The 26,941-nt window shown below is 38.0% G+C and carries 19 protein-coding genes; 8 read left to right on the plus strand and 11 right to left on the minus strand.

What is annotated here, in order from left to right:
* Positions 1-14: 14 nt before the first annotated feature.
* Positions 15-3,770, minus strand: coding sequence for a trifunctional transcriptional regulator/proline dehydrogenase/L-glutamate gamma-semialdehyde dehydrogenase (putA, locus tag L3V46_RS09405; RefSeq protein ID WP_239045512.1), 3,756 nt, complete (start codon positions 3,768-3,770; stop codon positions 15-17).
* A 120-nt stretch (positions 3,771-3,890) separates the two neighbouring features.
* On the opposite strand from putA, the gene L3V46_RS09410 reads away from it, so the two are divergent.
* The gene (locus L3V46_RS09410; RefSeq protein WP_004821915.1) at positions 3,891-4,388 is read left to right on the plus strand and encodes an Lrp/AsnC ligand binding domain-containing protein; all 498 of its coding nucleotides are present in this window, start codon (positions 3,891-3,893) and stop codon (positions 4,386-4,388) included.
* A 51-nt stretch (positions 4,389-4,439) separates the two neighbouring features.
* Here L3V46_RS09410 and putP read toward each other — a convergent pair whose 3' ends face one another.
* The gene (gene putP, locus L3V46_RS09415) at positions 4,440-5,945 is read right to left on the minus strand and encodes a sodium/proline symporter PutP (protein ID WP_239045513.1); all 1,506 of its coding nucleotides are present in this window, start codon (positions 5,943-5,945) and stop codon (positions 4,440-4,442) included.
* A gap of 374 nt (positions 5,946-6,319) precedes the next feature.
* Here putP and aspA point away from each other — a divergent pair, with 374 nt between their 5' ends.
* A complete protein-coding gene (gene aspA, locus L3V46_RS09420; protein WP_239045514.1) occupies positions 6,320-7,771 on the plus strand; it encodes an aspartate ammonia-lyase in 1,452 nt (483 codons plus the stop codon).
* A gap of 143 nt (positions 7,772-7,914) precedes the next feature.
* Entirely contained in the window at positions 7,915-8,916 is a 1,002-nt protein-coding gene (locus L3V46_RS09425; RefSeq protein WP_239045515.1) for a DUF4349 domain-containing protein, read from the plus strand.
* Positions 8,917-8,970: 54 nt separating this feature from the next.
* Here L3V46_RS09425 and L3V46_RS09430 read toward each other — a convergent pair whose 3' ends face one another.
* From L3V46_RS09430 to L3V46_RS09440, 3 genes are all read right to left on the minus strand, one after another.
* Complete coding sequence (locus L3V46_RS09430; RefSeq protein WP_239045516.1) at positions 8,971-9,672, minus strand: Sir2 family NAD-dependent protein deacetylase; 702 nt, start codon at positions 9,670-9,672, stop codon at positions 8,971-8,973.
* 172 nt (positions 9,673-9,844) lie between these two features.
* The gene (locus tag L3V46_RS09435; protein WP_004821903.1) at positions 9,845-10,180 is read right to left on the minus strand and encodes a hypothetical protein; all 336 of its coding nucleotides are present in this window, start codon (positions 10,178-10,180) and stop codon (positions 9,845-9,847) included.
* A 109-nt stretch (positions 10,181-10,289) separates the two neighbouring features.
* Entirely contained in the window at positions 10,290-11,588 is a 1,299-nt protein-coding gene (locus tag L3V46_RS09440) for an MFS transporter (protein ID WP_004821900.1), read from the minus strand.
* A 591-nt stretch (positions 11,589-12,179) separates the two neighbouring features.
* Here L3V46_RS09440 and L3V46_RS09445 point away from each other — a divergent pair.
* The 4 genes from L3V46_RS09445 to L3V46_RS09460 all read left to right on the plus strand — a co-directional run bounded on the left by L3V46_RS09445 (position 12,180) and on the right by L3V46_RS09460 (position 19,232).
* Positions 12,180-15,020: a type VI secretion system Vgr family protein gene (locus L3V46_RS09445; RefSeq protein ID WP_239045517.1), complete on the plus strand. Its 2,841-nt coding sequence runs from the start codon at positions 12,180-12,182 to the stop codon at positions 15,018-15,020.
* An 8-nt stretch (positions 15,021-15,028) separates the two neighbouring features.
* Positions 15,029-16,537: a hypothetical protein gene (locus L3V46_RS09450; protein ID WP_239045518.1), complete on the plus strand. Its 1,509-nt coding sequence runs from the start codon at positions 15,029-15,031 to the stop codon at positions 16,535-16,537.
* Positions 16,534-17,691, plus strand: a complete 1,158-nt coding sequence (locus L3V46_RS09455; RefSeq protein WP_239045519.1) for a hypothetical protein — start codon at positions 16,534-16,536, stop codon at positions 17,689-17,691. Before L3V46_RS09450 ends, L3V46_RS09455 begins: the two co-directional genes overlap by 4 nt.
* 176 nt (positions 17,692-17,867) lie before the next feature.
* Positions 17,868-19,232 (plus strand): hypothetical protein, encoded by a 1,365-nt coding sequence (locus L3V46_RS09460; protein WP_239045520.1) that lies wholly within the window; start codon positions 17,868-17,870, stop codon positions 19,230-19,232.
* Positions 19,233-19,368: 136 nt separating this feature from the next.
* Here L3V46_RS09460 and benE read toward each other — a convergent pair whose 3' ends face one another.
* The 6 genes from benE to catA all read right to left on the minus strand — a co-directional run bounded on the left by benE (position 19,369) and on the right by catA (position 25,500).
* Positions 19,369-20,595: a benzoate/H(+) symporter BenE gene (gene benE, locus L3V46_RS09465; RefSeq protein WP_239045521.1), complete on the minus strand. Its 1,227-nt coding sequence runs from the start codon at positions 20,593-20,595 to the stop codon at positions 19,369-19,371.
* A 59-nt stretch (positions 20,596-20,654) separates the two neighbouring features.
* Positions 20,655-21,440, minus strand: coding sequence for a benzoate diol dehydrogenase BenD (gene benD / locus L3V46_RS09470; protein ID WP_239045522.1), 786 nt, complete (start codon positions 21,438-21,440; stop codon positions 20,655-20,657).
* A gap of 27 nt (positions 21,441-21,467) precedes the next feature.
* Positions 21,468-22,484 (minus strand): benzoate 1,2-dioxygenase electron transfer component BenC, encoded by a 1,017-nt coding sequence (gene benC / locus L3V46_RS09475; protein ID WP_239045523.1) that lies wholly within the window; start codon positions 22,482-22,484, stop codon positions 21,468-21,470.
* A 106-nt stretch (positions 22,485-22,590) separates the two neighbouring features.
* Complete coding sequence (benB, locus tag L3V46_RS09480) at positions 22,591-23,100, minus strand: benzoate 1,2-dioxygenase small subunit (protein WP_239045524.1); 510 nt, start codon at positions 23,098-23,100, stop codon at positions 22,591-22,593.
* Positions 23,097-24,497 (minus strand): benzoate 1,2-dioxygenase large subunit, encoded by a 1,401-nt coding sequence (gene benA, locus L3V46_RS09485; RefSeq protein ID WP_224963616.1) that lies wholly within the window; start codon positions 24,495-24,497, stop codon positions 23,097-23,099. Before benA ends, benB begins: the two co-directional genes overlap by 4 nt.
* Before the next feature lie 82 nt (positions 24,498-24,579).
* Positions 24,580-25,500, minus strand: coding sequence for a catechol 1,2-dioxygenase (catA, locus tag L3V46_RS09490; protein ID WP_239045525.1), 921 nt, complete (start codon positions 25,498-25,500; stop codon positions 24,580-24,582).
* Positions 25,501-25,782: 282 nt separating this feature from the next.
* On the opposite strand from catA, the gene L3V46_RS09495 reads away from it, so the two are divergent.
* The gene (locus tag L3V46_RS09495; RefSeq protein WP_004821871.1) at positions 25,783-26,709 is read left to right on the plus strand and encodes a LysR family transcriptional regulator; all 927 of its coding nucleotides are present in this window, start codon (positions 25,783-25,785) and stop codon (positions 26,707-26,709) included.
* Positions 26,710-26,941: the final 232 nt, after the last annotated feature.

The following is a 26,941-nucleotide window of genomic DNA, read 5'->3' on the forward strand; positions in this document are numbered from 1 at the left end:
CATTGCTTTATGATTTATTCACTGCCTAAAGTCATCAAACTTGCATTTCCGCCCGCAGCAGCAGTATTGATGCTGATCGCACGCTCAATAAGTAATGGTGCAAGTGGGATAATTGTATTGGCATCCGCTAAATGCGTTATGCCAACAATTGCGCCTTCACGTTGCGCAATCACAGTCTGTAATTCTTTTAGACCAGCACCTTGATGTAAAACTGCCTCAAACTCTCCAACAGTCACATCATTGATCATCGAAAATTTTTGTTGCAATGCTTTTGGCATACTTTGAATCATTTTTAAAGCAATCGCATCATCACTTAAAATACAGACTTGCGCATTGAGAGACAAAATTGCATTAAATTGATTCAGCAAAGCCTGTTCTTGCGCTGCGATTGCCAATATGCGATGACGTGATACAACATGATATTGATTCAATTCACCTGTTGGACCCGGAAGTTCATATAAAGCAATCGGGGATTGATACTGATGCATAGCCCATTGCGAATAATGCTGCTTCGCCCAAGTGTTAAATTCTGTTTGAATCTCAGATGGTTTTAGATTGAGCTGTTCCGAGATATTTTTTACAGTACCAAAAGGGCGATTGGGTAGGGCTGTATGCTGCATCAATTTATATAAATAAATCGGACCGCCAGCTTTAGGCCCTGTTCCTGATAAACCTTCACCACCAAAAGGTTGTACGCCGACAACAGCACCTACAATATTACGATTAATATATAAGTTGCCCACTTCCGCATGTTCAATAGTGGTTTGAATGGTTTCATCGATACGTGTATGTAAACCCATGGTTAGACCATATCCTTTTGCATTGATATGTTCTAACAATTGCTTTAATTCACCATATTTATAGGTAATAACATGCAATACAGGTCCAAAAACTTCACGTTTTAAATCATTCAGATTTGGAAGCTCAATCACCGTCGGGACAATAAATGTGCCTGCATTTAGATCAGATGTTGGTGTTTCATAAGCAAGTTGATGTATTGAATAGCCCTTGCTACGCATCATTTCGATATGCTTTTCAATATTTTGTTGCGCTTCACCATCAATCACTGGACCTATATCTGTTTTAAGCAAAATAGGTTGCCCAATATTGAGCTGTTGCATGGCGCCTTTAAGCATCTTAATTAAGGTTGCTGCATTGTCTTCTTGAACGCACAATACACGGAGGGCAGAACAACGTTGACCTGCGCTATCAAATGCTGAATTTACTGCATCAATTACCACTTGTTCTGTCAGCGCAGAAGAATCGACGATCATCGCATTTTGGCCACCTGTTTCAGCAATCAGCGGAATCGGTTGACCTGTTGGACTCAGACGTTGTGCCACGGTTTTTTGTAAAATCTTAGCAACTTCAGTGGAACCTGTGAACATAATGCCTTGAATACGCTCGTCTTGGCTAAGTTTTGCACCGACTGTTTCACCACGACCAGGAAGTAATTGTACAACTGATTTTGGAACTCCTGCTTCCCATAAGATTTGAATTGCTTGTGCTGCAATTAATGGGGTTTGTTCCGCAGGTTTAGCAATTACGGTATTTCCTGCAACAAGTGCTGCCGATATTTGTCCAGTAAAAATTGCAAGCGGGAAGTTCCAAGGGCTGATACATAAAATTGTACCCAAGGGGCTAAGTGCGCCATTTTTTTCGATACTTTGCATTTGAGCTGCATAATATCTGAGGAAATCAACGGCTTCACGTACTTCGGCAATACCATTGCTGTAGGTTTTACCACTTTCACGACACAGTAAAACCATCAGTTCCTGAATACGCGATTCCATAATTGCAGCAGCTTTGAGCAATAACTCTGCACGAAAATCTTGAGATGCGTTTTTCCAATTTTCAAAAGCTTGATGAGCGTTATCTAAGGCCAAATCAACTTGCGCTGTTTCTGCTTCGATCACATAACCAACCAAATCAGTGTGATCAGCTGGATTGCGGATTTCTTGCGAATTTATTTCAGCTAAGTCTTGTAAATCAAGCTGATCGACAAGGCTATAACTGTTCCACTGGTGTTTTAAATAGTGCTGAACAGTTTGATTTAAATCTTTTAATTTACTGTCATCGGCTAAGTCTAAACCTTGAGAGTTTTGGCGTATGCCTTGATATAAATCATGAGGAAGCGGAATAGCAGGGTGTTTTAGCCCGACTGCATGCTCTTTTTCTGCAGTATGTAAAATTTCTTGAACAGGATTTTCAATCAAGTCTTCAATTTTAATATTTTTATCTGCAATACGGTTAACAAATGAAGTATTTGCACCATTTTCCAATAAACGTCGAACCAAATAAGCCAATAAGGTTTCGTGATTACCGACAGGCGCATAAATACGACATGGAATCCCTAGTTTCTGATCCGAAACCTTGCCTACCACTTGTTCATAAAGTGGTTCACCCATGCCATGTAAGCATTGGAATTCATATTGACCAAGATAATATTTTTGTGGATCTGCTAACTCATAAATTGTGGCAAGCGTTTGCGCATTATGTGTTGCAAATTGCGGATACACCTGATCAGGCGCAGCCAATAGTTTTTTTGCACATGAAATATACGACAAATCTGTATGCACTTTACGGGTAAAGACTGGATAGTCAGACATACCGTCAATTTGTGCCTTTTTGATTTCACTGTCCCAGTAAGCACCTTTGACCAGGCGAATCATTAAACGTTTTTGACTACGTTTTGCCAGATCAATAATATAATCTACCACATAGAAACAACGCTTTTGATAGGCTTGAATGACAAAGCCAATACCTTTCCAGTTTGCCAGTTGTGGCTCAAAGCATAAACGCTCAAGTAATTCTAAAGACAGCTCTAAACGATCTGCTTCTTCAGCATCAATATTAAGACCAATGTCATAGGTCTTTGCTAAAAGTGCTAAATTTAAAATACGAGGATAAAGTTCATGATGCACACGCTCGGTTTGAGAACGTTGATAACGTGGATGTAAAGCCGAAAGTTTAATTGAAATTCCTGGACCGGTATAAACATCTTTACCTTCAGACGCTTTACCTATGGCATGAATCGCTTGAGTATAGTCTTCAAAATAGCGATCTGCATCGTGTTCAGTCAGTGCCGCTTCACCAAGCATGTCATAAGAATAACGGAAACCTTTGTCTTCAAGGATTTTGGCATTGTCCAATGCTTCTTCAATGGTTTCACCAGTAACAAACTGCTCACCCATCATACGCATGGCTGCATCAACTGCCTTACGTATGATGCCTTTACCTGTACGCGCTAAAAGCGAAGTGAGAATCCCTGAAAGGCTGGTTTGTTTAGGCGTTTCCATCAGCTTGCCAGTCAGCATGAGTCCCCATGCAGCAGCATTGACAAACATCAGATTACTTTGGCCTAAATGATCTTTCCAGTTTCCTTGATTAATTTTATCGCGAATCAATAAGTCTCGGGTCGCACTATCAGGGATACGCAATAAGGCTTCAGCCAAGCACATCAATGCGATGCCTTCTTGTGAAGACAATGAAAACTCTTGCAGCAGACCTTGTACGATACCTGCTTTGCCTGACGAACTTTTACGGTCACGTAAGCTATGCGCTAAGTTAAATGCAATCTCATAAATTTTCTGATTCATTGCTTCAGAAATTTGACTGTGCTCAAGTAAGTTTTCAACACATTCCGATTCAGCACGACGCCACGCATGATTGATTTCTTCTTCAAAATCAGTTTTGTCTTTAAATTCGGTAATGTAATCCAAACTTGGAAGTAGGTTTGCATTTAAAACTTGAGGTGAATCCATATTCATTGTCAACGTCCTGTGACTAGCAAATATTTTTGTTGAGCAGATGGGTTTATATAATTTATGATTACAGAATATTTGGTGAATAACTCACTATAATTTGAATAATATTTAGAGAATTATTCTATGGAAAGTGCTTATTTAAGCTTAGATCGTATAGATATTCGGATTTTGGACATTTTGCAAAAAGATGGAAAAATTTCCAATATTAAGCTGGCTGAAAAAGTTAATTTATCGCCCACAGCTGCGCTTGCTCGGGTGCAAAAATTGACAGGGGAAGGATTTATTTTGGGCTATGAAGCAAAACTAAATCCGAAAATGTTAGGCGCTAATTTTGTGGTATTTGTTGAGATTCTTTTAGACAAAACCACACCCAATGCTTTGGATGCTTTTTCAGATGCCATTGTACAATATCCAGAAATCATGGCATGTCATATGATCAGTGGCGGTTTTGATTTTTTAGTGAAAATTCGATGTGCTGATATGGAGGAGTTTCGTCGTATTTCAGGGCAAGTACTCTGGCAATTGCCTGGGGTAAAAGAAACACGTAGTTATCCAGTGATGGAAGTGATTAAAGACAGCTCACAATTACATTTAAATTTTAAAGCGAAAGTAAAGAAATAGAAAAGGGGCATGAATGCCCCCAACGCTAATGGTTTATTCAAACATGTGAATTTACATATTTTTCATTTCACGGTTATAAATTTGTTCAGCATTTTCAAAACGATCAATTACATCTTTTTCAGGCGCTTTGTCCATTAAACTGACCACAATGATGCTGATGAAAGAAAGCACAAAGCCTGGCACGATTTCATATAAGCCCGTATGCGCCATGGTGTTTTTCCAAACAATTACGGTTACAGCACCGACAATGATACCGATCAATGCGCCATTTAAAGTCATACGTTTCCAAAACACAGACAATAAAATAAGCGGACCAAATGCTGCACCAAAACCAGCCCATGCATAAGCCACTAGACCTAGTACCTTGCTTTCTGGGTTAAATGCCAAAATGATCGCGAGCACTGAAATGGCTAAAACCATTAAACGACCAACCCAAACCAACTCATTTTGTGAGGCTTTTTTACGAAGAAAAGATTTATATAAATCTTCAGTTAAGGTACTTGAGCATACCAAAAGCTGACAACTTAAGGTACTCATGACAGCTGCTAAAATAGCGGCTAGGACAACACCAGCAACCCATGGATTAAATAAGATTTTGGTTAATTCCATAAACACTGTTTCTGGATTTTTTGCCACAATTGCAGCTGATGGAATGTCAGGATGTGCTTGGAAATAAGCAATACCCACATAACCGACAGCAACAGCGCCCGCTAAACATAGAATCATCCATGCCATACCAATACGACGAGCGTTGGGAATGGTTTTCACTGAATCTGCTGCCATAAAACGGACTAGAATATGCGGTTGTCCAAAATAGCCTAAGCCCCATGCCATTGACGAAATGATGGCAATAAAACTAACCCCTTGGAACATATTTGCTGCATGTGGACGTGCGGCTTCAATCAATTGATTGACATGTTGTAAATCACCGACTGCCAAGAAAGTCATAATCGGTGCCAACAGCAATGCAAAAATCATCAAGCCCGCTTGAAATGTATCTGTCCAACTGATCGCAAGGAAGCCACCGATACATACATAACTGATGGTTGCAATCGCACTAACCCAAAGTGCAGTGGTGTAGTTCATGGCAAAAATACTTTCGAATAAACGTGCACCTGCCACCATGCCTGAAGCACAGTAAATACCAAAGAAGATTAAAATAACCAGTGCAGAAATGATACGGATCACTTTCTTTTTATCACCAAAACGGCTGGTGAAATAATCTGGTAATGTTAATGCATTATTTTGTATTTCAGTATGGACACGTAAACGGCCTGCAACCAAATACCAGTTGAGCCAAGCACCAATAATAAGCCCGATTGCGATCCATGATTCAGATAATCCAGTCAAGTAAATTGCGCCGGGGAGACCCATGAGTAGCCAGCCACTCATATCCGATGCACCTGCTGAAAGTGCAGTGACAAAACTCCCTAAGCTTCGACCTCCCAAAATATAATCTGAGAAATCGGTGGTTTTTATATAGGCATATAAGCCTATACAAACCATTGCAATGATATAAAAGATAAACGTGACAACTGTGGGGTTGAGTGAGTCCATATTTAATTCAGTCCTTGTGGAGTAAATCTCCAAGTTTTATTTTTTATCGCATAAGTTTCACGAGCGAATTCTTTCACACAACTAAAAAATATCGCTGTGATTTTTATAAGGTGATTGTGCAAGATTTATGTATCCGATTGTAACTTTAGATACAAATGCAAAAAATCAGCAATTTATATCCAAAAAAATTCTACTGGGAGTGTTTAGTGACTGCGGGATTATACTTTACGCAAAGTTACATTGTTAACGTTTAATTGATAATTCCATAAAATTGTTTATCGAAATGACATATTTTGCTAGTACAAAAGCAGATGAGAAGGAATATTATTATAACTGCACAACTATAGTGCATAAATATATAATGAGCAGATCACATGGAAACGGTTCAACCTGAAGTTACAAGAATAGAAAAAGATTTATTGGGAAGTAAAGAAGTTCCTATAAACAGTTATTATGGCATTCATACAATCCGAGCTTTAGAAAATTTTAATATTTCTAAACATAGCGTCGGTGAGCAAAGCTTTTTTATCCGCGCTTTGGCTCAGGTCAAAAAGGCCTCGGCACAAACCAATTTGCAATTTAATAAGATCTCTGAAGAAATCAGTGTAGCGATTCAAAAAGCAAGTGATCAACTGATTGAAAATCCGCAAAATTGGAAAGATGCATTTCCATCAGATGTCTACCAAGGTGGTGCGGGAACATCGATTAATATGAACACCAATGAAGTCATTGCCAATATCGCATTAGAGTCTTTAGGTTATGCGAAAGGACGTTATGACATCATCCATCCAAATGACCATGTCAATAAATCTCAATCGACCAATGATGTCTATCCCACCGCATTACGTTTAGCAACTTACTATTCACTGGATTTGTTATTTGAAAAAATCAATAATTTGATTAGTTCACTGACATTAAAATCTGCTGAGTTTCAGTATGTGCTAAAAATGGGACGGACCCAGTTACAAGATGCTGTCCCAATGACATTAGGACAAGAGTTTCATGCCTTTGCGACATTACTCAAAGAAGATGTTCGTCTAATTAAAAAGACCCGTGAACTTTTATTAGAAATTAACTTAGGCGCTACTGCGATTGGTACAGGGGTAAATACGCCACATGGTTATGCTGCGCAGGTCAATGAAAATTTAAAAGCCTTAACAGGTTTAAATTTAATTGGTGCAGAAGATTATGTTGAAGCGACCAGTGACTGCGGTGTATTTATTATCCTTTCAAGCACCTTAAAACGTTTGGCTGTAAAACTCTCTAAAATCTGTAATGACTTACGTCTATTAAGTTCTGGCCCAAGAACAGGTTTATGGGAAATTCGCTTACCTGAATTACAAGCTGGTTCATCAATCATGCCAGCAAAAGTCAATCCTGTGATTCCCGAAGTCGTCAATCAAGTTGCATTTAAAGTGATTGGTAATGATTTAACCATTACCTTCGCAGCAGAAGCAGGCCAATTACAGTTAAATGTTATGGAGCCTGTGATTGCGCTTACCATGAATGAATCAATTGAATTATTGATCAATGCGATTCAAACCTTGGATGAGAAGTGTATTCAAGGTGTGGTTGCCAATGAAAAAACCTGTTTTGATGCAGTGATGCGTAGTGTGGGAATTATTACCTTACTTGATCCAATTTTAGGTCATGCAAAGTGTGATGAAATTGGGAAGCAATGTATTGCTGAAAATAAAACCATTCAAGAGGTTGTACTCGAACAAGGTTTATTGAGCCAAGAACGTCTAGATGAAATTTTCTCTTTTGAAAATATGATTTCAGAAATTGCAGTACAGCCATATGAAGAAATCGGTAAAGCAGGCTAATTGTTTGAATTACACCTGTTGATCCGTGTAAAAAACGCTGATAGATACAGCATTTCGGTGCTGTATTTTTATGCATGGTAAAAAAAATAAAGTTTCTTTATAATTCAACAAAATTTAAAATCACCAACAAAAGTCAATAATCTATGAATAATAAACATTTAATTCTCGCCTTAAGCTTGGTACTTCTTTCTGGATGTGCGAAAAAATCGGAACAAGCTGCTGAAAGTTCGGCGTCTGCTCAAGATGCACAAGTCGTTGCTCAGGGTGCTGCACAAGCGGCTGATGCCGCAGAAAAAAGTACTGAGCAAGCTGCTGAAAATTCTGTTGATACCACACCTGTGACTGAACAAAAACCTGAAACTATTTTAAGTACCGATGTCAGTCAAGCAGAAAAAGCACGTCGTATGGTGCGTGAAGCTCAGGTTAATTTCACAGTCAAAGATGTGGTTAAAACTGCTTTAGAAATTGATAAGCTCACTTTTCAAGCGGGCGGATTTATAGAGCAGAAAAATATCAGTTTTGATGTACTCGATGTCAAAACACAAAAAATTGCGGATGGTAAAATCCGAGTTTTTGAAAAAGTTGATCCGCATGCAGAGATCATTGTCAGAGTACCGAGTGATAAAGCCGCGTTATATGTCAATCAGTTATTGCCTTTGATGTATTTTTTAAATCAACAACAATATTCTGCAAAGCGGTTTGAGTTAAAGCTTTTAGAAGAAAAAATCGGACAAACTCAAAGCGTTCCAAGTGATACTAAACAATCACAGCTGAATGAAATTTCCCGTTTAACTCAACTTGAAGTTCAAGATCGGGTACGTTTTAGCACGATTAGTATTGCCATTAAGCAACCCGCGATGGTGAGAGAAAGTCTGGATGTTGATGTTGATGCTGTGGCACGCTTAAACGGTGATAGTTTTTGGAAGCGTGCTTGGGAAGGTATTCAATATGGCTGGCAATTTATTTTGGATTTATTGGTTATTTTAGTCACCATTTGGCCACTTTATTTACTGGTATTTTTTGGCTTGATTATTTATCGAGTGGTTAAGCCTGTAATGAATAAATTATTCAATGATTCATCTTCGACTAAACCTTCTAAAGATGTAAAAAAAGATCAGATGAATTCCACAGATGACAATGCATGATTTTGCTTAGCGCTATGCTGTAATTTTTAAAGCCAGTGCAATTGCACTGGTTTTTTAATGTGTTGTCAGTTTTTCAAAAAGCTGTTGCATTCCTTCAGTCGCATTCATTTTTAAACACTGGTATTGCTGGGGAACACGCTCATAACTGGCTTGCGGGTCAATATAATATGCATCACAGTGTTCTGGAATCTCGTGAATCAAACCTGCCACAGGGTAGACGGTCAATGTGGTGCCAATAACAATAAAAATATCAGCATCACGGATCATCTCTACTGCTTCTTCATACGCAGGAACAGCTTCACCAAACCAAACCACATGAGGTCGAAGTGGAAATCCTTCAGGACATTTATGTTGTTCTAGATCCAATTGCCAACCATCTATAGGATAAAACTCATTTGTGTACTGCGCATTAGGTTTAGAACTTTTAGCAAGGCGTATATTGCCATGTAAATGAATAACCTGTTGGCTTCCAGCACGTTCATGTAGATCATCAATATTTTGAGTAATTACAATGACATCAAAATATTGTTCGAGTTGAGCAATGGTATCGTGTGCCTGATTGGGGTGGGCTTTGAGAATATGTTGACGTCGTTCATTATAAAAACGTTGCACCAAGGCAGGGTTACGCTGCCAAGCTTCAGGTGTAGCCACCTCTTGAATATCATAATTCTCCCATAAGCCATTACTATCTCGGAACGTGCTGATTCCACTTTCTGCACTCATTCCTGCACCTGAGAAAACTACAATTTTTTTCATAGGATAAACAATTAAAATTTTTAAAATCCTAACATAAATTGAGTGAAACGTGTTTTCTCATTATTATAACTATCCTGAAGCAGTTAAATGGTGTCAGGCGGCTTATCTACAAGATCCAGAGCATGACATTTAGAATGGGGAGTGGATTCTAATGTCATGATTTATTTTTAAATTATTCAATAAATTTGATTTGTTTAATGAAGTAAAAAGACTCATCTGCACTAGGACCAGCAACTCGATCTGCATTTTTTTCAAATTGAATATCTGCTTGGACTTTTTTTTCAATATATTGCTTTTTTAAAATTTGCCCGCCTGTTTCTTCATCATGGTCAAACCATGGCCCGCACTTTTGATTGCAGTATGCATAAATGGTTTTGCCTTGGGTATTTTTTAACAGCAAGCCGTTGTCATCAACACCACCACCATTGGCCAGTATATAGTTTTGTGTTTTAGCATTGGCAAAATGACTGATTGAAATACAGGTAAGAATAAGCAATATTTTTTTCATCTTTTCCTCAAGATTTAATAAGACTTTATTGTATATACGCGGTTATTTTACAACAAATGGCATGTATTAAAAGAAAAGGTCTGTAAAAACAGACCTTAAAATACTGAGCTTAATGATCATGGTGTAAATATTTCGGCTGTTTAGGGAGTTGCATGCTACAGAAAAGACAAATAATTAGCATGACAATCACGTAAACAAAGAAGCTGTTCTCATGACCAAGATCTTTTAACTTTAATGCAACAGCAGGTGCAGATCCACCAAAGATTGCATTACCGACAGCATAGGCAAAACCAACCCCCAAGGCTCGAATATGTGGCGGGAACATTTCTGCTTTAACTAAACCACTAATCGAGGTGTAGAAACTGAGTAACATCATTAAGAAGATCAGTAATAATGTCACGATAAAAGCTGAACCACTAAAGTACGGCATTGCAATGACCATGACAGGATAGATGAAAATGGCACAGCTGCTACTAAAGAGCATCATTGAAGCACGACGACCGATTCGATCTGCCAGCATCCCGAACAAAGGTTGTGCACACATAAATACAAATAGGGCAATGGTCATCATATAGCCGACCGTTTTGTCGGCAAAACCAAGGCTGGTGATATAGGTTTTTGAATATACTGTGATGATATAAAAACACAATGAACCCGCAGAGGTATAACCAACAACCAGTAGGAACGTATTCCAGTTCTTGCTGAGTAATTCTTTTAAACTGCCTGAACCCTCTTTTGCACTATCATCTTCAGATAAGGTTTCTTTTAAATGTCGACGTGCAAAGAATGAAAGAATGGCAACGACACCACCAATAACAAATGGAATACGCCAGCCACCATCCATTAATTGTTCTTTAGACATAAGGGCCAACATAATCACGCCTAAAAGGCTTGCTAAAAGTTGTCCACCAGACAGCGTGACGTACTGAAAAGAGGAATAGAATCCTCGTTGACCTTTTAAAGCAACCTCGCTCATATAGGTCGCAACAGTACCATACTCACCACCTACTGAAAGTCCTTGTAACAGACGTACAGCCAATAATAGAAATGGTGCTGCCATACCGACTTGATCATAAGTCGGGAGTGCTGCAAATAAAAATGAACTGATCGCCATTAAGGTAATAGAAATGATCATGGATTTTTTACGTCCATAGGTATCGCCAATCCAGCCAAAAAGCCAACTGCCTATGGGCCGCATGAAAAAACTAGCAGCAAAGACGCCCCACACATAAATTGCTTTTGTGGAGTCATCCATATCTGGAGCGGTTAATGCATGGGTGAAATAGGTTGCGAATGCTGCATAAATATAGAAATCAAACCATTCCACCAAGTTACCAGAAGCAGCCCCAACGATAGCCATGACACGATTACGTTTTTCATGTGGCTGATAAATATGTGTTTCAGTCATAAAATATCCTTATTATGCTGCTACGGTTTTTATGTCTTGAAAATGTGAAAAATCAAATTTTTTGCATTTCAAACTGTTTGGATTTTGCATTTTGATTTTAAGATTAAACGATTATACAAATACGGTATTGGTACAAAAAATACACAGCTTAATACAGCTATATCTAAAAATTAATGCACGAATGTTCTTGTTTTAATTTGCGTAATATGAGAATTTATTGATTAATTGCATATTGTAAAAATGAAAAAAATAAATAATTATCAAACTGGGTTTTAGATAGATTTACTTATGATTTAAGTTAAATGAAAAGAACCATCGAAAAGTATTCGGTATTGTAGTTGAGAAAAAATATCTAATTACGATTGGGTGAAATCACATCAATTCGAATGAGACAAATTAGAGAGAAAGAAAATACAAGAATATTTTCAAATGACCAAAGGGCAGATTGATTATCGGCATAATTGACTTAACACGTTGAAACAAAATGAGACACAATTTGTCGTTTTAAAAGCGGCTGTAGACAAGCCTGTCTAGACATTTTATTAAGCTTTTTAGTATAATTCATCACATTCTAAAATTAAATAATAAACTATGTCTAACAATATTTACACTGCTTTAGAGCAACTGGGACTTGGTACGCAAAAACGTGCGATCCATGTTCTATTTTCAAATTCATCTTTAAATGATCAAGTTTTACTGCAACGTATTGATGGGACACATACACTTAACTTAGGCCTTAGCCTACAATTAACTTGTCTATCTACATCAGCAAGCATTGCTCTAAAAAGCTTTATTGGTAGCCAAGTGGCCGTAGATATTGTTAATGACAAATCTGAGCTGAATCGAATTTCAGGGATCGTAACCAAAGCCGATGTAGGTGCCAGTGACGGTTCTCTTACAATTTATCGCCTTACAGTTGAAGACCCCACAGCGCTTTGGAAATATCGTAGAAACTCCAGAGTGTTTATGAATAAATCTGTTGTTCAAGTTGTGGAGGTTCTATTTCAAGAATGGCGAGAGCGAAGTCCATTGTTTGCTTCAAGCCTGACTTTGGACAAAACAGCCTTAACCAAAGACTATGATGTCCGACCATTCATCATGCAGAGCAATGAGCTCGATTTTGACTTTATTCAACGGTTGTTGGCTTCTGAAGGGATAAGTTTCTTAGTCGATGAAGCACAGCATAAAGTTTCTAGTTCTTCAGAGCCGATTCAACCACAGAAACTACGCCTAATCGATCATAATGCGCAATACAAAGCACTAGATCGCCGTAGTATCCGTTTTCACCGTAGCAGTGCTGTAGAAAGACAAGATAGCATAACGGCATTTACTGGTTTACGTTCCATTCAACCTACGGCTGTACATGTACAAAGATGGCAAGCGGATGCTTTAGAACAAGAAGAAGGTGCAGGTTCAGTTCTTACCAAACATAAGCATTCAGACAATCAGAATGTGGCAAGTTTAGCTTTAGAACAGGCATTTCATGTCAGTCCTGCATGGATACAGGACTTAAAAGGTGAAGATGGTGTAACCAAATCTGGTCATGTCCAAATTGAAAAGCTCAATGAAAACTTGAGTAAATATTTCGATCTACAAGCCAAAAAATTTACTGCTATTTCTACAGTAAGAGATGCATATGTGGGGTATTGGTTTGAATTTAATGAACATCCTGAAATAGATCAGCATTCAGGTGCAGACAAAGAATTTTTGATCACCTCAAAGACATTCTATAATCAGAACAACTTGCCTAAAGACCTGAATGATCAAGTGACAGCATTACTTAAACAAAGTCATTGGCAATTGAACAATATTATCACCAATAACAAAGATGAACGTCAAGCCAATCAGCTTGTATTGCAACGTCGAAGCATCGACATTGTTCCTGAATATAACCCACTGCAACAACGACCTACCACACATCCACAACGAGCAAAAGTTGTCGGGATGGATGGCGAGGAAATTCATATCGATGAATGGGGACGTATCAAAGTACGCTTCTTGTTCACTCGAAATGAAGACCACACCCATGATCGCGGTGCAGGTTCAAATGACAATGATACAGATTCGGCTTGGGTCGATGTACTGACGCCTTGGGCAGGAGAAGGCTATGGTGCACGATTCTTGCCTCGTATTGGAGAAATTGTGGTCATTAATTTCTTTGATGGCAATATCGATCGACCGTATGTCGTGGGGCGAATTCATGAAGCACAACGTCATCCCTCCAAATTTGATCATAAAGGCAAATTGCCAGATACTAAAAAATTATCAGGGATTAAAAGTAAGGAATATAAAGGGAGTGGCTACAACCAACTGAGATTTGATGATAGTACAGGACAAATCAGCGTCCAGCTGCAAAGTAGTCATTCAGCAAGCCAGCTGAATTTAGGTAATCTCAGTCATCCTAAAGAAACTGACACCAGCGAGGGACGTGGTGAAGGCTTTGAATTGCGTACAGATCAGTGGGGAGCGCTTAGAGCTAAACAAGGCTTATTGCTTTCTACCTATTCGCAAGATTCAGCAAGTGGTCATCATCTTGATGCACAAGAGACCAAATCACAACTTGAATCTGGTTTGAATAATTCAAAAGCGTTAAGTGAAGTCGCTAAAAATCAACAAACCGACCCTTTAGAAATTCTAGATGATCTTAAGCAGTTTATTGAACAAATCGAACAGCAAAGCGAAACTAAGGCAAAAGCATTTAAACAAGCTTTAATGATTTTGACTTCACCCAATTCAATCGCCCTTGCAAGCAATGAAGATGTACATCTTTCAGCAGATGGTCAAATTAGTCATAGTGCAGGTGATAGTATTAACCTAAGTACTCAAAAGAACTTGTTAGCTCATGCACAAAGTAAAATCAGTTTGTTTGCAGCACAGGAAGGTGCCAGATTCTATGCAGGTAAAGGCAAGGTTGAAATACAAGCTCAAGGAGATGGGGCTGATTTGATTGCACGGAAAGGGATTCAAATCATTTCAACTGAAGATGCAATCTATATTACCAGTCCTAAAGAGATTAGATTAGTTGCAGATACCTCAGAATTAAGAATCAATGGCTCAGGTGTGTTTGCCACTACTGGTGGTTTGTTTGAGAGTAAGGCGGGGCAGCACAAGTTTGTGAGTGGGGCTAAAGCAAATTTTATTTTACCTCATCTACCAATAACGGATTTAAAACTTGATGATTTAGTATTGGAATATCTACACAGTGATGGAACACCAGTCCAAGGTGCTGATTTTGAAATTCTACTGTCAGATGGCAGCAGAAGAAAAGGAAAATTGGATGAAAAAGGTAAGGCTGTTGTAAAAGCAGTTCCTGCTGGTAAAGCAAAAATCCAATACGGTGAAGATCAAAGTGAAACAGAATATCCACCTCATGAAGTCGATGATTGGTTTCTTCAGAATGAATTGACTTCTTTAGATGAAAAAGAAAAATAGAGAATAATATGACAGTGCAAAATCCTGAAAACCAAGCCTTTTGGAAAAAAATTGCTAGTCGATCTACTGATATTCAACAACAATTTTGGTATGGTGCTGAAAAATTAGCAAAGTATATTCATGATAATCCCGCAAATTACCTTTCGTATCGAGAATATGATACAAGCAAACCTGATCCCAATCTGCCATGGTGGCGTAAAATGGCCTTTTATCAAGGTCAAGCAGCAATTAATGAAGGTGTAACCAGTCACAATACAGCAGTGGCATTAGTAGAAAGTAGTAGTTGGATTTGGGGAATGCTTAAAGGCGACTTTAATAAAAGCCCTACTATGTCGCAGGTAATTGTAAGTGGCTTAGTAAGTATGATCCCTTTGGTAGACCAAGTATGTGATATCCGAGATTTAATAGCGAATCTTATAGATCTGTCTGAGGAAAATGGGAAAACAAAAGAAAATTATATGGCTTTGGCATTAACAGCTTTTGGTGTTATTCCTGAAATTGGCTCTGCAATTAAAACTATTGTAAAAGCAGTAAAAGTAAAGGGAGTAACTAAAATAAGCATAATTAAAACAATGGAAGGTTTTGAAAGTATTTTTACAAAATTAAAAATAAAAAGCCCGTGGGGGAAAAGCCCAGAGACTTGGTTAAGGTCTAAACCGTGGAAAACAATGGGAACAAGAGCATTTGATGCCTTAAAGAATTGTATTGATCGATTACTGAAAGCCATAAATGGACTTCTTGAAACAGTAAGCGGCTCACTTAAAAGTTTATTGGAAAAATTTAAAACAGGAATTACTAACGCAAAAAACTCTATAAAAAAATATATAGACGAATTTTGTGAAAATATACAGAACTTGTTTCATAATATATTGCCTCAAAAGCAATTAGGTATGGCAGGAGGGAATGGTCATAATATTCCCACTAATAGATATGAAACAAATGTTCAATCTGGGAAAACAACAAGTTCGACACATCGACAATCGGAACATACACCTGAAAAAAATAAGCCACCAAAAGATAAAGATATTGATGATCCATGTGCTCTAAAGCCATACTATCCTGATACTTGCAAACCGTTTGGTAAAACTGGACATCATGTTGTACCAGATAGGGCATTTAGATATGGGAAAAGAAATGAAACAGATAAGCGTATCTCTGGAGCTATATCTGAAAATAATGGATTAGTTGTATGTGTAACTGGCGCTGGTAAGCAATTACAACATGGGCAAATACATGCTTATTATGATAAAAAAGAAAGAATCTTAGGGAGGACTTCTACTCCAAAAGGGGTTACTGATTTATGGAAATTAGAGTATTTTGCAGCAGTATCAGTCTCAAAAATCTTAAAATGTGATCGAACAAAAATGTTAGCGAAACTTAGAGCATATCATCAGCTTATGGGCATGAACGAAGATTTTAAAGTACGGGCAGACCCAAGTGGTAAAATGACTATTGATAAAACTCACTTAGGGGCAAAAGTTGGTACAAATATGAATAATGGTGGAAAGAAACTATGACAGAAATATCTCCTGTAACATTCAAAAGCGCATGTGTAATTTCTGATAGTATGGTCTATTTAAGCGCTTCACTAGATAACTTAGATAAGTTTGATGCGGAATATTCAAGATGTATCTTATTTGATTATGATGACGGATTAGAAACAGGCTGGTATTATCATGATGTGGAATTTGATGTAGTATCAGTGTGTTATAATAACAATCCAAATAATAAAAAACTATTTGGAATTAGCAATGAAGGGCATTTAGAGGAATATAATGGAGAAACTAGTAAGTTTTCATATATTGATGGGGCTGGACTAAATGAAGATTGGAGTCTAGGTAAAGGATATTTATTTACAATAAAAGCAATAAATCAAGAAATTTTTGTTTGTGGGTATGATGGCCAAATTTATCAGTTTTCTAATAAAAAATGGTCATTGATCAATCAAGGATTTGAATTAAGTCGTGATAATATAGAAATCACAAATATTGAGCTTACATCTGAAGAAAATGATATTTCGATCATTGATATATGTGGTAGAAATTCAAATGAATTTTTTTGTGTGGGGAGAATTGGTGAATCAGGTTTAATTGCTCATTATGATGGGAAGCAATGGAATGTATTGGAACGAAAAACACCAGCTACATTATACTCATTATTGTTATTAAAGAATAAAAATGTTTTTGCTGCGGGGATTCAAGGTAATTTATTCTTAATAAAAGATGATAACTCTATAAAAAGGTTAACTGATCTAAATATACATGCAGATTTTTACTCTTTGACTGAATTTAATGATGCTGTTTATATTGGATCTTCAAAAGGAATATATAAGTATTGTGATGAAAAGTTAACTAAAATTATTATTAGTAATCTTGTAGATGAAGATTTAGTATTTAAAGTTGAAGCATCAGAGTCTTATTTATGGGCTTTTACTAATAAGTTTATTCTTCGCTTTGATAACGTTAAATGGGAAGTAATAGATCACCCAGATAATAAAACTGATGATATGTTTTTTAAAAATCAAATCTCGGGCAGTATATGTCCTCAGTCTGGATATTGGTTTACAGTCGCCAAAGAAAATTCACGACAATATTTTGAAAAAGGTAATGTATTCCCTAATATTAAGAGCGATTGGGGTGATGTGTATTGGCAGTTTGATGGTGAAGACTAAACTTTTAAATTGGCAAAAACCATCCATAAAAGGATGGTTTTCTTTTTAGTTAGAATAAAATAGTAATGAATTACATATGATAATTATGCTTAATTTTGAAGTAACTAATCGGAAGTGATGATGCACTATTATAATATTCATTGTATTCATACTTTAAAATCTGAAGGATAAAACTCATGATTAGTTTTATCTGTTTCTTAGTGGGATTACTTAGTTTTTCTCACTTTAGTGTACTCACAATATTGGTTTTTAGCTTAATCACTCTCTGCTTATATAGAGTATGTTATTACTTTAACTTTCAAAAACTTCAAATTTACTCATCATATCTTTATGGGGGATTGAGCACAGGGTTAATTTTAAGATTAGGTATTTATTTTTGGTTAAGTAAAAACTATGTATTACTGATAATTATCCTACCAATAATCGGGGTTCTCCTGATTGTGATTTATGAAGAATTATTTAAAAAACATTATTCTCTTAGTCTTATTGTTTTTGGGGAAAGTGAAGAGCTTTGTACTAAAAAACCAGAGATTAAAAATGATTGTGCGAAAGTATATTTGCAGTTGAAGGACAAAAAACCAAATCTAAGCAGTTTTTATACATTTAGTCCGAAAGAAGCCTATTTGCTTGAACAATTTAGCGCTTTGCATTTTTTTGAAATTGTACGTAATAACCATCGTCAATTTTTAGATAGTTTAGAAGAGTTATTTGAAATATATATGCATAATCTTCCTTATAACTTAAGTGATTTTCCTTTACCTGAACGGGCAGATATTAATTGGGGCGGTACAGTTTTACCAAATTTTAGGTCCACGATGGATCGGATAGAATATGCTTATATAAAAATAAAATCAGGTGATTTTACTTATCTAAATTGTGTGGGGGAAATTCGTTCGAATGACAAAGGTCTAAGTGAATTTTCTCCACATTGGATGGATGATCTACCTAACGATAAAGTACGACAATGTTGGGATTATTATTCAATCACAAATCGATATGCCTCAATTATTAGAAATTCTTACCCAAAAAATTGGGATATGGGTTTTCTTGAAGCCGAATTTCCAGAAGCAGCTATATTTCAAGGAATTGATGTTGATTTACCAAACTCTTATCCAATATATCGGATAAATTTTGAAATAACCGTTAAATCTAATGAGAAAGTAAAAACGACAGGGATTTATATTTGTAAAGAAGACCAGAAGCGGATTGAGTTTATAGCTTCAAGCAAAGAAGAGGATAGAGGGTGGGGAAGTGTAGTACCAATCGGGGTGGATCCAGACACATATGAAACATTGTATGCTGAAGTGAATTGGATATTAATTGAAAGAATTGCTGATGAAGGTGGTTCAGATAATTCTTTGGATGTTGAAAATATAAAGGCCTTATCAAGCCAAAGTTGCCCAAGATCAGGATATTGGTGGAGTCCAGCAAACAAATCTCAATCTCGTTATTTTGAACAAGGAGAAATTTTTCCAAAAATTGAAAATAGTGCTTGGGGTGAAACGATTTGGTATTTAGAAATCACCAATAAACTACAGTGAAATATTTTAAGATTTAACCGCAAGAAATAGTGCTTTCATAAAGTGAAACTTGGTTATATTCCAGAATATGCTATTACAGAAAAATCCCATCGAACTGCATGGGATTTTATGCTGATTGTTAAGTGAATATGCTGGTTTATTGACTTTGCGGTGAGTCTTGTATTGGAGTTGGAATGGCAGCCTTTGATTGTTGTCGAGTTAAAATCAAGTGTGCGATCATGCCAATACAAATTCCCCAGAAAACCGAACTAAATCCTAAAAAATGCATACCTGATACAGTGGCAAGAAAAGTAATGATGGCAGCATCTCGTTGTGTTTCATCTTTCATTGCAATACCAAGATTGGTGGTAATTGCTCCGAGTAAGGCCAATCCAGCAAGTGCCGCAATCAACTCTTTGGGAAGTATGCTAAATAGCATCACCAAACTGCCTGCAAATAATCCACCTAGAATATAGAAGATGCCATTGGCAATACCCGCGATATAGCGTTTTTCTTTCAATTCATGCGAATCTTTACCCGTGCAAAGTGCAGCAGTAATCGCTGCTAACACAATCGTGATTCCACCAGTAAAAGCCACAGCAATAGAGGTGATACTGGCTATGCTTAAAATCGGTTTAGCAGGTGTATCGTAATGATTCAGTTTGAGAATTGCCATACCCGGCAAGAACTGGCCCGTTAAACTGACAATTGTAAGTGGAATTGCAAGATTCAATGTAGAAGACCAGGTCCATTCTGGACTGATCAGAACAGGAACTGCCAATGAAAAATCCATTGGTACTGGATTGATTTTTCCAAAGATAAAACTGAGCGTAATCCCTGAAAATAATACCCAAATTATGGCATAGCGAGGCGAAAAGCGTTTCGCCAGTAAAAAGCAGAGTAGCATACCAAAAACCACATAGGGCATTGTGTCAGTAGCTTTAAACAGACCTAAACCAAATTGGAACAGAATTCCAGCCATCATTCCTGCTGCCAGCCCTTGTGGTATCCATTTTAAAAGTTTGTCAAAAGAACCAGTAATCCCAATGATAAAAATAATGATTGCAGAAGTAATATAGGCTGCAACAACTTCATTAAGAGAAATATGCGGAAATAAAGCCACCAAGAGCGCCGTTCCCGGTGCTGACCATGCGGTAATAATCGGCGTTTTAAACTTAATGGATAAAATGATTCCAGTGATTGCCGCACCAATAGAGCTCCCCCAGATCCATGATGCCATCATGGTTGAGGAAACATTGGCTTGTTGAGCGGCCTGAAAAAAAATGATCATTGGTCCTGCATAAGAAATCAGTACAGCTAAAAATCCTGCAACTGTCGCTGATAAAGACCAATCTTGTTTTAATGTTTTGAACAGGGATGCCATTGGGCAAAGCCTCCATGCATTGAATTTCAATGATCCTGCTATATAAAAAGAAACCAGTTTTAACCCTGATCACCACCACCTACAGGGACAATAGTACCTGTCATATAAGAGGATTCATCAGAGGCAAGAAATAATATTGCATTGACCTGTTCCTGAATCGAACCATAACGGCCCATAAAAGTACGATCAATGGTTTGATCTACCACATCTTGCATCCATTGTTTTTCATTTTCGGTCAATGCCGTAGTATTACGAGGAACTTTACGTGGAGGTGCTTCTGTACCGCCAGTCGCAACAGCATTAACCCGGATACCATCTTTGGCATGTTCAAATGCAAGTGCTGTAGTTAGACCATTTACACCACCTTTTGAGGCTGAATAGGGCACTCGATGAATACCACATGTTGCAATAGAGGATACATTAACAATGGTACCTTTTTGATTTTTGATCATTTCGGGCAGGACTGCTCGACAACACCATAAGGTTGGAAATAGTGAGCGATGCACTTCTTTGATGATTTCTTCTTCAGAAAACGCTTGAAACGGTTTCATCCAAATTGCACCACCGACATTGTTAATTAAAATATCAACACGGTTATAGCGTTCAATGGCTTTAGCAACGACAGCTTGAGCACCCGCTAAAGTTTCCAGATCTGCATTGACGGTGATTGCATCACCGCCAGTTTTGTTAATTTCAACAAGCACGTCTTCGACATATTCTGAACGATCGGCCATAACCACATGCGCACCTTCCGCTGCCACTTGTAGGGCGACACCACGACCAATACCTTGTGCTGCACCAGTAACAATGACAACTTTATTTTTAAATCTTTGGTGATCTGACATTCTTCTCAGCTCCTGAACAGTACGATTTTAGTTTGCAGAGAATTTCTCAAATAAGAAGTTTGCCGGTTTAATCCCTTCGGTATCTAACCAGCCTCGAACAGCTTCAACCATAGGAACAGGACCACATAAATAAACATCGACGTCACCGCCATTTAACCAGTCATTGTCAATATGACCTGTCACATAACCTTTGCGTTCATGTGTTGATTCAGCATGTGCAACGACTGTACGGTATTCAAACCATGGCAGTTTATTTTGCAGTTCATTGAGCTTTTCAAGTGCCACAAGGTCAAAGTCATTGGTCACACCAAATACTAAACGTACAGGGTGTTGTGAGCCTTTGTCTTCAAGCACTTGTAACATCGACATAAATGGTGCAATACCTGTACCGCCTGCCAACATAACGACAGGGCGAACTACATTACGAAGGTAAAAACTTCCAAATGGACCAGTAAAGGTCATTTTGTCGCCCGCTTTGGCATTTTCACTTAAAAAGTCACTCATCTTTCCATTTGGAACATTACGTACCACAAAGCCTGTTAAGCGATTTCCGGGTTTTGAACTGAATGAATAAGAACGCGTTTCAGTGGTTTGTGGAATTGCCACATTGACATACTGACCTGCAAGAAAATGAATATCGGGCTGACTTTCATCTAATTGAATATCGAAAGTGATGGTGGAATCAGAGAGCTTTTCCACACGAGATAATGTGCCTTGAAATGCATGAATTTCGGTTTTGCATACTTCAGATGAAGCTTGAATCTGGAATACTGCGTCAGAAGAAGGTCTACATTGGCAGGCCAAGATATAGCCTTGTTCAGCCTCTTCTGGTGTTAAAGCATCTTCAATATAACTTTCTTCAGGCATGTCAAACGAACCAGATTCACAAAAAGCACGACATGTACCGCAAGCACCATCACGGCAATCTAAAGGAATATTGATTTTCTGGCGATATGCTGCATCAGATAAAGTTTCACCTTGTGTAACTGAGATAAAACGCGTTACGCCATCTTCAAATTGAAGAGCAACATTGTGGTTTGACATGGCTGAAAATCCTATAAAAATCTTTAAAACTTTTGAGTGCTTTAGCCAACTTTCCATTTGGCTAAAGCAAACACCTCATATTTTTTACACAATTCGAGATAAAAAATTAGAGGTGGTAAATATCGATGACTTGGTTGATGTAGTCATTTTTTAACACCACATATTTATTGAGAATCTGTGGTTGTGTGGCAGAAAAGTCGATGACATAACGAGACATACCAAAGTAGCTATAACTGTTTTTGTAACGAAAGCTCAGTGTATTCCAGTTAAAGCGGACTGTGACTTTGTCACCATCTCTTTCGATAATTTCAATATTGCTAATATTGTGGCAAGTGCGTGTATCAGGCATGGTTGCTGAAGAACGTTCAGTTTTAATCCGGAAAACACGGTCTTCCAAACCTTGACGGTCAGGGTAATAAATCAAAGAGATTTCAGACTGAGGATCTTCGGTTAAACGATCGTCATCATCCCAAGCAGGCATCCAAAAACATGCCGAAGGTGAGTAGCAGGCGAGCCATTGATCCCATTGTTCATCATCTAAAAAACGTGCTTCGCGGTAGAGAAATTGCGCAATATTTTCTAAAGAAACTTGATCGATGCTTGCTGTTGCATTCATGCTGTTGCTCCTTGCTGAGATGTTTCTTGTTGAGCAAGATTTTTTTCAGATTGAATGGCATGTTTCATCATTTCTAACCAGTATTGATGTTGGGCGAGATATAAGCCTTCATCTTCTGTTTTAATACCACTCAGTTTAGGTTTTAAACCAATTTCATTGGCCGCATCATCCGGTCCTTGAATCCAGTGTTTTGATCCACGGCACATGTCATTCCATTCAAGCTCAATACCAGCATAACCGGCTTGACAGGCACGGAATTCTTCAAGGTCATCAGGAGTTGCCATGCCCGAAGCATTAAAGAAATCTTCGTATTGGCGAATACGTCGTGTACGTGCTTCAGGGCTTTCACCTATAGGTGCAATACAGTAAATCGTCACTTCAGTTTTATTGACTGAAATTGGACGCAATACACGAATCTGCGAACCAAATTGATCCATGAAATAGACATTTGGGTAAAGGCATAAGTTACGTGAACGTTCGATCATCCATTTCGACATTGGCGCACCGAATTTTTCAGTGTACTCATCAGCTTTTGGATAATTAGGACGATCTTCAGGGTTTGCCCATTGAGTCCATAACAGCATATGTCCATGCTCAAAACCGTATGAGCCGCCACCTTGTTTGCCCCAAGCACCTGCACTCATTGCACGTACATTGTCATTTTCTTGCTGTTTTTCTTTACGTTGCTGTGTGGTCGCTGCATAGTTCCAATGTACAGCTGAAACGTGATAACCATCTGCACCATTTTCAGCAGTCAGTTTCCAGTTACCTTCATAGGTATAGGTTGAAGCACCACGTAAAACCTCTAAGCCTTGCTCAGATTGGTCGACAATCATGTCAATGATTTTGGTTGTTTCACCTAAAAATTCTTCTAAACTTGGTACATCTGGATTTAAACTGCCAAATAAGAAACCTTTATAACTTTCAAAACGAGCTACTTTTTTCAGGTCGTGTGAACCTTCTTTATTGAAGCAGTCCGAATAACCTGCATCACTTGGATCTTTAACTTTGAGTAGTTTCCCAGAGTTATTAAATGTCCATCCATGGAATGGGCATGTATAAGTCGCTTTATTACCACGCTTATGCCGACAAAGCTGTGCGCCACGGTGTGAACACGCGTTGATCATGGCATTTAATTCGCCATTGCGATTACGCGCAATCATAATGGGCTGACGCCCCATAGTGGTGGTGTAATAGTCGTTGTTATTTGGAATTTGGCTTTCATGTGCCAAGTAAACCCAGTTGCCTTCAAAGATGTATTTCATTTCTAGGTCAAAAAGGGCTTGATCTGTGAAAACAGAACGATGAAGTTTAAATTCACCCGTTTCAAAATTATCGACTAAGAGTTCGTCAATTCGATCAAGATGGCTGGTATTTATAACAGGAATACGTGGCATATGGGTTCTCCGACTTTCCAAATGAGAGGAAGTCCCCGAAGTGCTGCAATAGTGCAAACATTTCGGTTCCGTGCGTGTGGGTTTAAGCGCTTGCGCGACGACGATCTACTTCTGTAGATGGTGCTTTAGATTGTTCTTTTACCAGTGCTACATTGAATGAAATACATTTAAATGGTTTGTTGAGACCACGACGAGCAATTTCAGCTTCATCACTGATATCAATAGCTGTTGCCACTAAGCCATCGCGTGTTGCAAAAGCAAAATCATCCCAAAGGTATTGATCACCTTCGATGTTGAATTGTGTGGTTAATTTGCGATAGCCGGGTGCAGATACGAAATAATGCACATGAGATGGGCGGTTACCATGGCGGCCTAATTTGTTCAGTACAAACTGAGTCGTCCCTTGTGGTGGACAGCCATAGCCAACGGGCATAGTTGTTTGTGCAATATACTGACCATTGCTATCAGTCAATATGCTACGGCGTAGATTAAAATCTGACTGCGATTTATCGAAGAAAGAGTAATTACCTAAACTGTTGGCATGCCAAATTTCAACTTTAGCATTTGGGATAAGATTGCCATCTGTGTCAGTTACTGTACCTTCAATAAATAGGGTGTCGATTTTATCGCTCTCTGAACCATCGTCCATGCGAGAAAAGCCGACAGACTCAGGCGCACCAGCGACATATAATGGGCCTTCAATGGTGCGTGGTGTGCCGCCTGTGATACCAGCTTTTGCATCTGCTTCATCAGCACGTAAATCCAAATAATGTTCCAAACCTAAACCCGCTGCTAAAAGACCAAGTTCATTGGCTTGACCTGCATCGGTAAAATATTCTAGGCCTTTCCATAATTCACTTTGTGAAATGTCTAAATCTTCAATGGCTTGAAACAAGTCAGCTAATAAACGTACCACTACTTGTTGTACACGTGTATCGACTGCACCTGTTGCAGTGTCTACATTCATTTGTTTGACCAAAGTATCGATTTCTTGACGGTTCATACTAGATCTCCTGCAGTATGCGTGGTTTGGCATTGCATACGAAAAAAATCGTTTGAAACTTTGCTGCCCACTTTCCATGTTCTTCATGTGCGAGATTTAAAGCTGGAACTGATAAAAGTGATTCATTGGGCTAACAGAATGAGATTCTTTGGCTGGCTGTGAATATCAAAAGTTTTACAGTCTTGCTTTACATCTTGCTTTTGATATACCTTAAAAGAATGGATGATCGCTGTCTAAGATCAAATTTGCATTTTTTTATATCTTAAAGGTATGGAGTTTGAGATGGAACTCAGGCATTTGCGCTATTTTGTTGCTGTTGTAGAAGAACAAAGTTTTACCAAAGCAGCAGAAAAGCTTTATATTGCTCAGCCTCCACTGAGCAGACAGATTCAAAACCTTGAAGGTGAATTGGGTATCGCGCTTTTTGAACGTGGAAGCCGTCCGTTAAAAACCACAGAAGCAGGGCAATTTTTTTATCAACACGCTGTTAAACTTTTGTCTAATGCCGAAGAAGTAAAGTCCATGACTAAGCGAATTGGCTTGATCGAAAAAACGGTAACCATGGGGTTTGTGGGTTCTTTATTGTATGGTTTATTACCCAAAATCGTTTATATGTTCCGTCAACAGCAACCACATTTAAAAATTGAGCTGATTGAAATGAGTACCAAAGATCAAATTCAGGCGCTTAAAGAGGGGCGTATTGATGTTGGATTTGGACGTTTAAGAATTTCTGATCCTGCCATTAGGCGAGTTTTGTTACGAGAGGAGCCGTTAATGTTGGCTGTCCATATCAGTCATCATCTTGCTACAGATTCTAAAGGCACTTATTTTGCCGATATTGAAGATGAGAACTTATTCCTTTACCCAAGTCACCCTAAGCCCAATTTTTCTACCCAAGTACGTCATCTGTTTTCCGAGCATGGTCTAGATCCTAAGAATCTAAAAGAAGTTCGAGAAATTCAACTGGCTTTGGGATTGGTTGCTGCGGGTGAAGGCGTATGTATTGTCCCCGAGAGTGCAAAAACCATTCAATTGCCGAATTTAATCTATATCCCATTGTTAGATAGCTCTGCAAAAAGCCCAATTTTTATGGCAATACGTTGTATGGATGAAAGTGAAAATATTCGGTCTTTATTTGATTGTATTTATCAGGTTTATGATTTAGAAGGCTTTCAATATGATCGTGCGAGCTTTACGACCATTTATTAAACCGCTTTCATCAATCAAAAAATGATCATGTGTCGTTAATAAATTAGCATTGAAAGTCCCTTCTCCCTTTGGGAGAAGGCTAGGATGAGGGTGCTTTTATGTTGATTTATGATTTAAAAAAGGACTTAAGATAGAAGCCTATTCAGTTCAAGCATTGAATGAAAAGTTATTTATAGATGTTCTTTTGTGTGAAAAGTAACATATTGAAAAATCAGAACAAGTCGATTGATTG

Origin of the sequence: Acinetobacter sp. AG3, assembly GCF_022343575.1 — a bacterium.
Taxonomy (GTDB): Bacteria; Pseudomonadota; Gammaproteobacteria; order Pseudomonadales; family Moraxellaceae; genus Acinetobacter; species Acinetobacter guillouiae.

What these genes read in the sequence shown, in the direction of transcription:
- aspA (WP_239045514.1), top strand. Translation starts at nt 6,320, where the DNA reads ATGGAAACGGTTCAACCTGAAGTTACAAGAATAGAAAAAGATTTATTG.
- L3V46_RS09455 (WP_239045519.1), top strand. Translation starts at nt 16,534, where the DNA reads ATGACAGAAATATCTCCTGTAACATTCAAAAGCGCATGTGTAATTTCT.
- benE (WP_239045521.1), bottom strand. Translation starts at nt 20,595, where the DNA reads ATGGCATCCCTGTTCAAAACATTAAAACAAGATTGGTCTTTATCAGCG.
- L3V46_RS09450 (WP_239045518.1), top strand. Translation starts at nt 15,029, where the DNA reads ATGACAGTGCAAAATCCTGAAAACCAAGCCTTTTGGAAAAAAATTGCT.
- catA (WP_239045525.1), bottom strand. Translation starts at nt 25,500, where the DNA reads ATGAACCGTCAAGAAATCGATACTTTGGTCAAACAAATGAATGTAGAC.
- benA (WP_224963616.1), bottom strand. Translation starts at nt 24,497, where the DNA reads ATGCCACGTATTCCTGTTATAAATACCAGCCATCTTGATCGAATTGAC.
- putP (WP_239045513.1), bottom strand. Translation starts at nt 5,945, where the DNA reads ATGGACTCACTCAACCCCACAGTTGTCACGTTTATCTTTTATATCATT.
- L3V46_RS09430 (WP_239045516.1), bottom strand. Translation starts at nt 9,672, where the DNA reads ATGAAAAAAATTGTAGTTTTCTCAGGTGCAGGAATGAGTGCAGAAAGT.
- putA (WP_239045512.1), bottom strand. Translation starts at nt 3,770, where the DNA reads ATGAATATGGATTCACCTCAAGTTTTAAATGCAAACCTACTTCCAAGT.
- L3V46_RS09495 (WP_004821871.1), top strand. Translation starts at nt 25,783, where the DNA reads ATGGAACTCAGGCATTTGCGCTATTTTGTTGCTGTTGTAGAAGAACAA.
- L3V46_RS09460 (WP_239045520.1), top strand. Translation starts at nt 17,868, where the DNA reads ATGATTAGTTTTATCTGTTTCTTAGTGGGATTACTTAGTTTTTCTCAC.
- L3V46_RS09435 (WP_004821903.1), bottom strand. Translation starts at nt 10,180, where the DNA reads ATGAAAAAAATATTGCTTATTCTTACCTGTATTTCAATCAGTCATTTT.
- benD (WP_239045522.1), bottom strand. Translation starts at nt 21,440, where the DNA reads ATGTCAGATCACCAAAGATTTAAAAATAAAGTTGTCATTGTTACTGGT.
- benB (WP_239045524.1), bottom strand. Translation starts at nt 23,100, where the DNA reads ATGAATGCAACAGCAAGCATCGATCAAGTTTCTTTAGAAAATATTGCG.
- L3V46_RS09445 (WP_239045517.1), top strand. Translation starts at nt 12,180, where the DNA reads ATGTCTAACAATATTTACACTGCTTTAGAGCAACTGGGACTTGGTACG.
- L3V46_RS09425 (WP_239045515.1), top strand. Translation starts at nt 7,915, where the DNA reads ATGAATAATAAACATTTAATTCTCGCCTTAAGCTTGGTACTTCTTTCT.
- L3V46_RS09410 (WP_004821915.1), top strand. Translation starts at nt 3,891, where the DNA reads ATGGAAAGTGCTTATTTAAGCTTAGATCGTATAGATATTCGGATTTTG.
- benC (WP_239045523.1), bottom strand. Translation starts at nt 22,484, where the DNA reads ATGTCAAACCACAATGTTGCTCTTCAATTTGAAGATGGCGTAACGCGT.
- L3V46_RS09440 (WP_004821900.1), bottom strand. Translation starts at nt 11,588, where the DNA reads ATGACTGAAACACATATTTATCAGCCACATGAAAAACGTAATCGTGTC.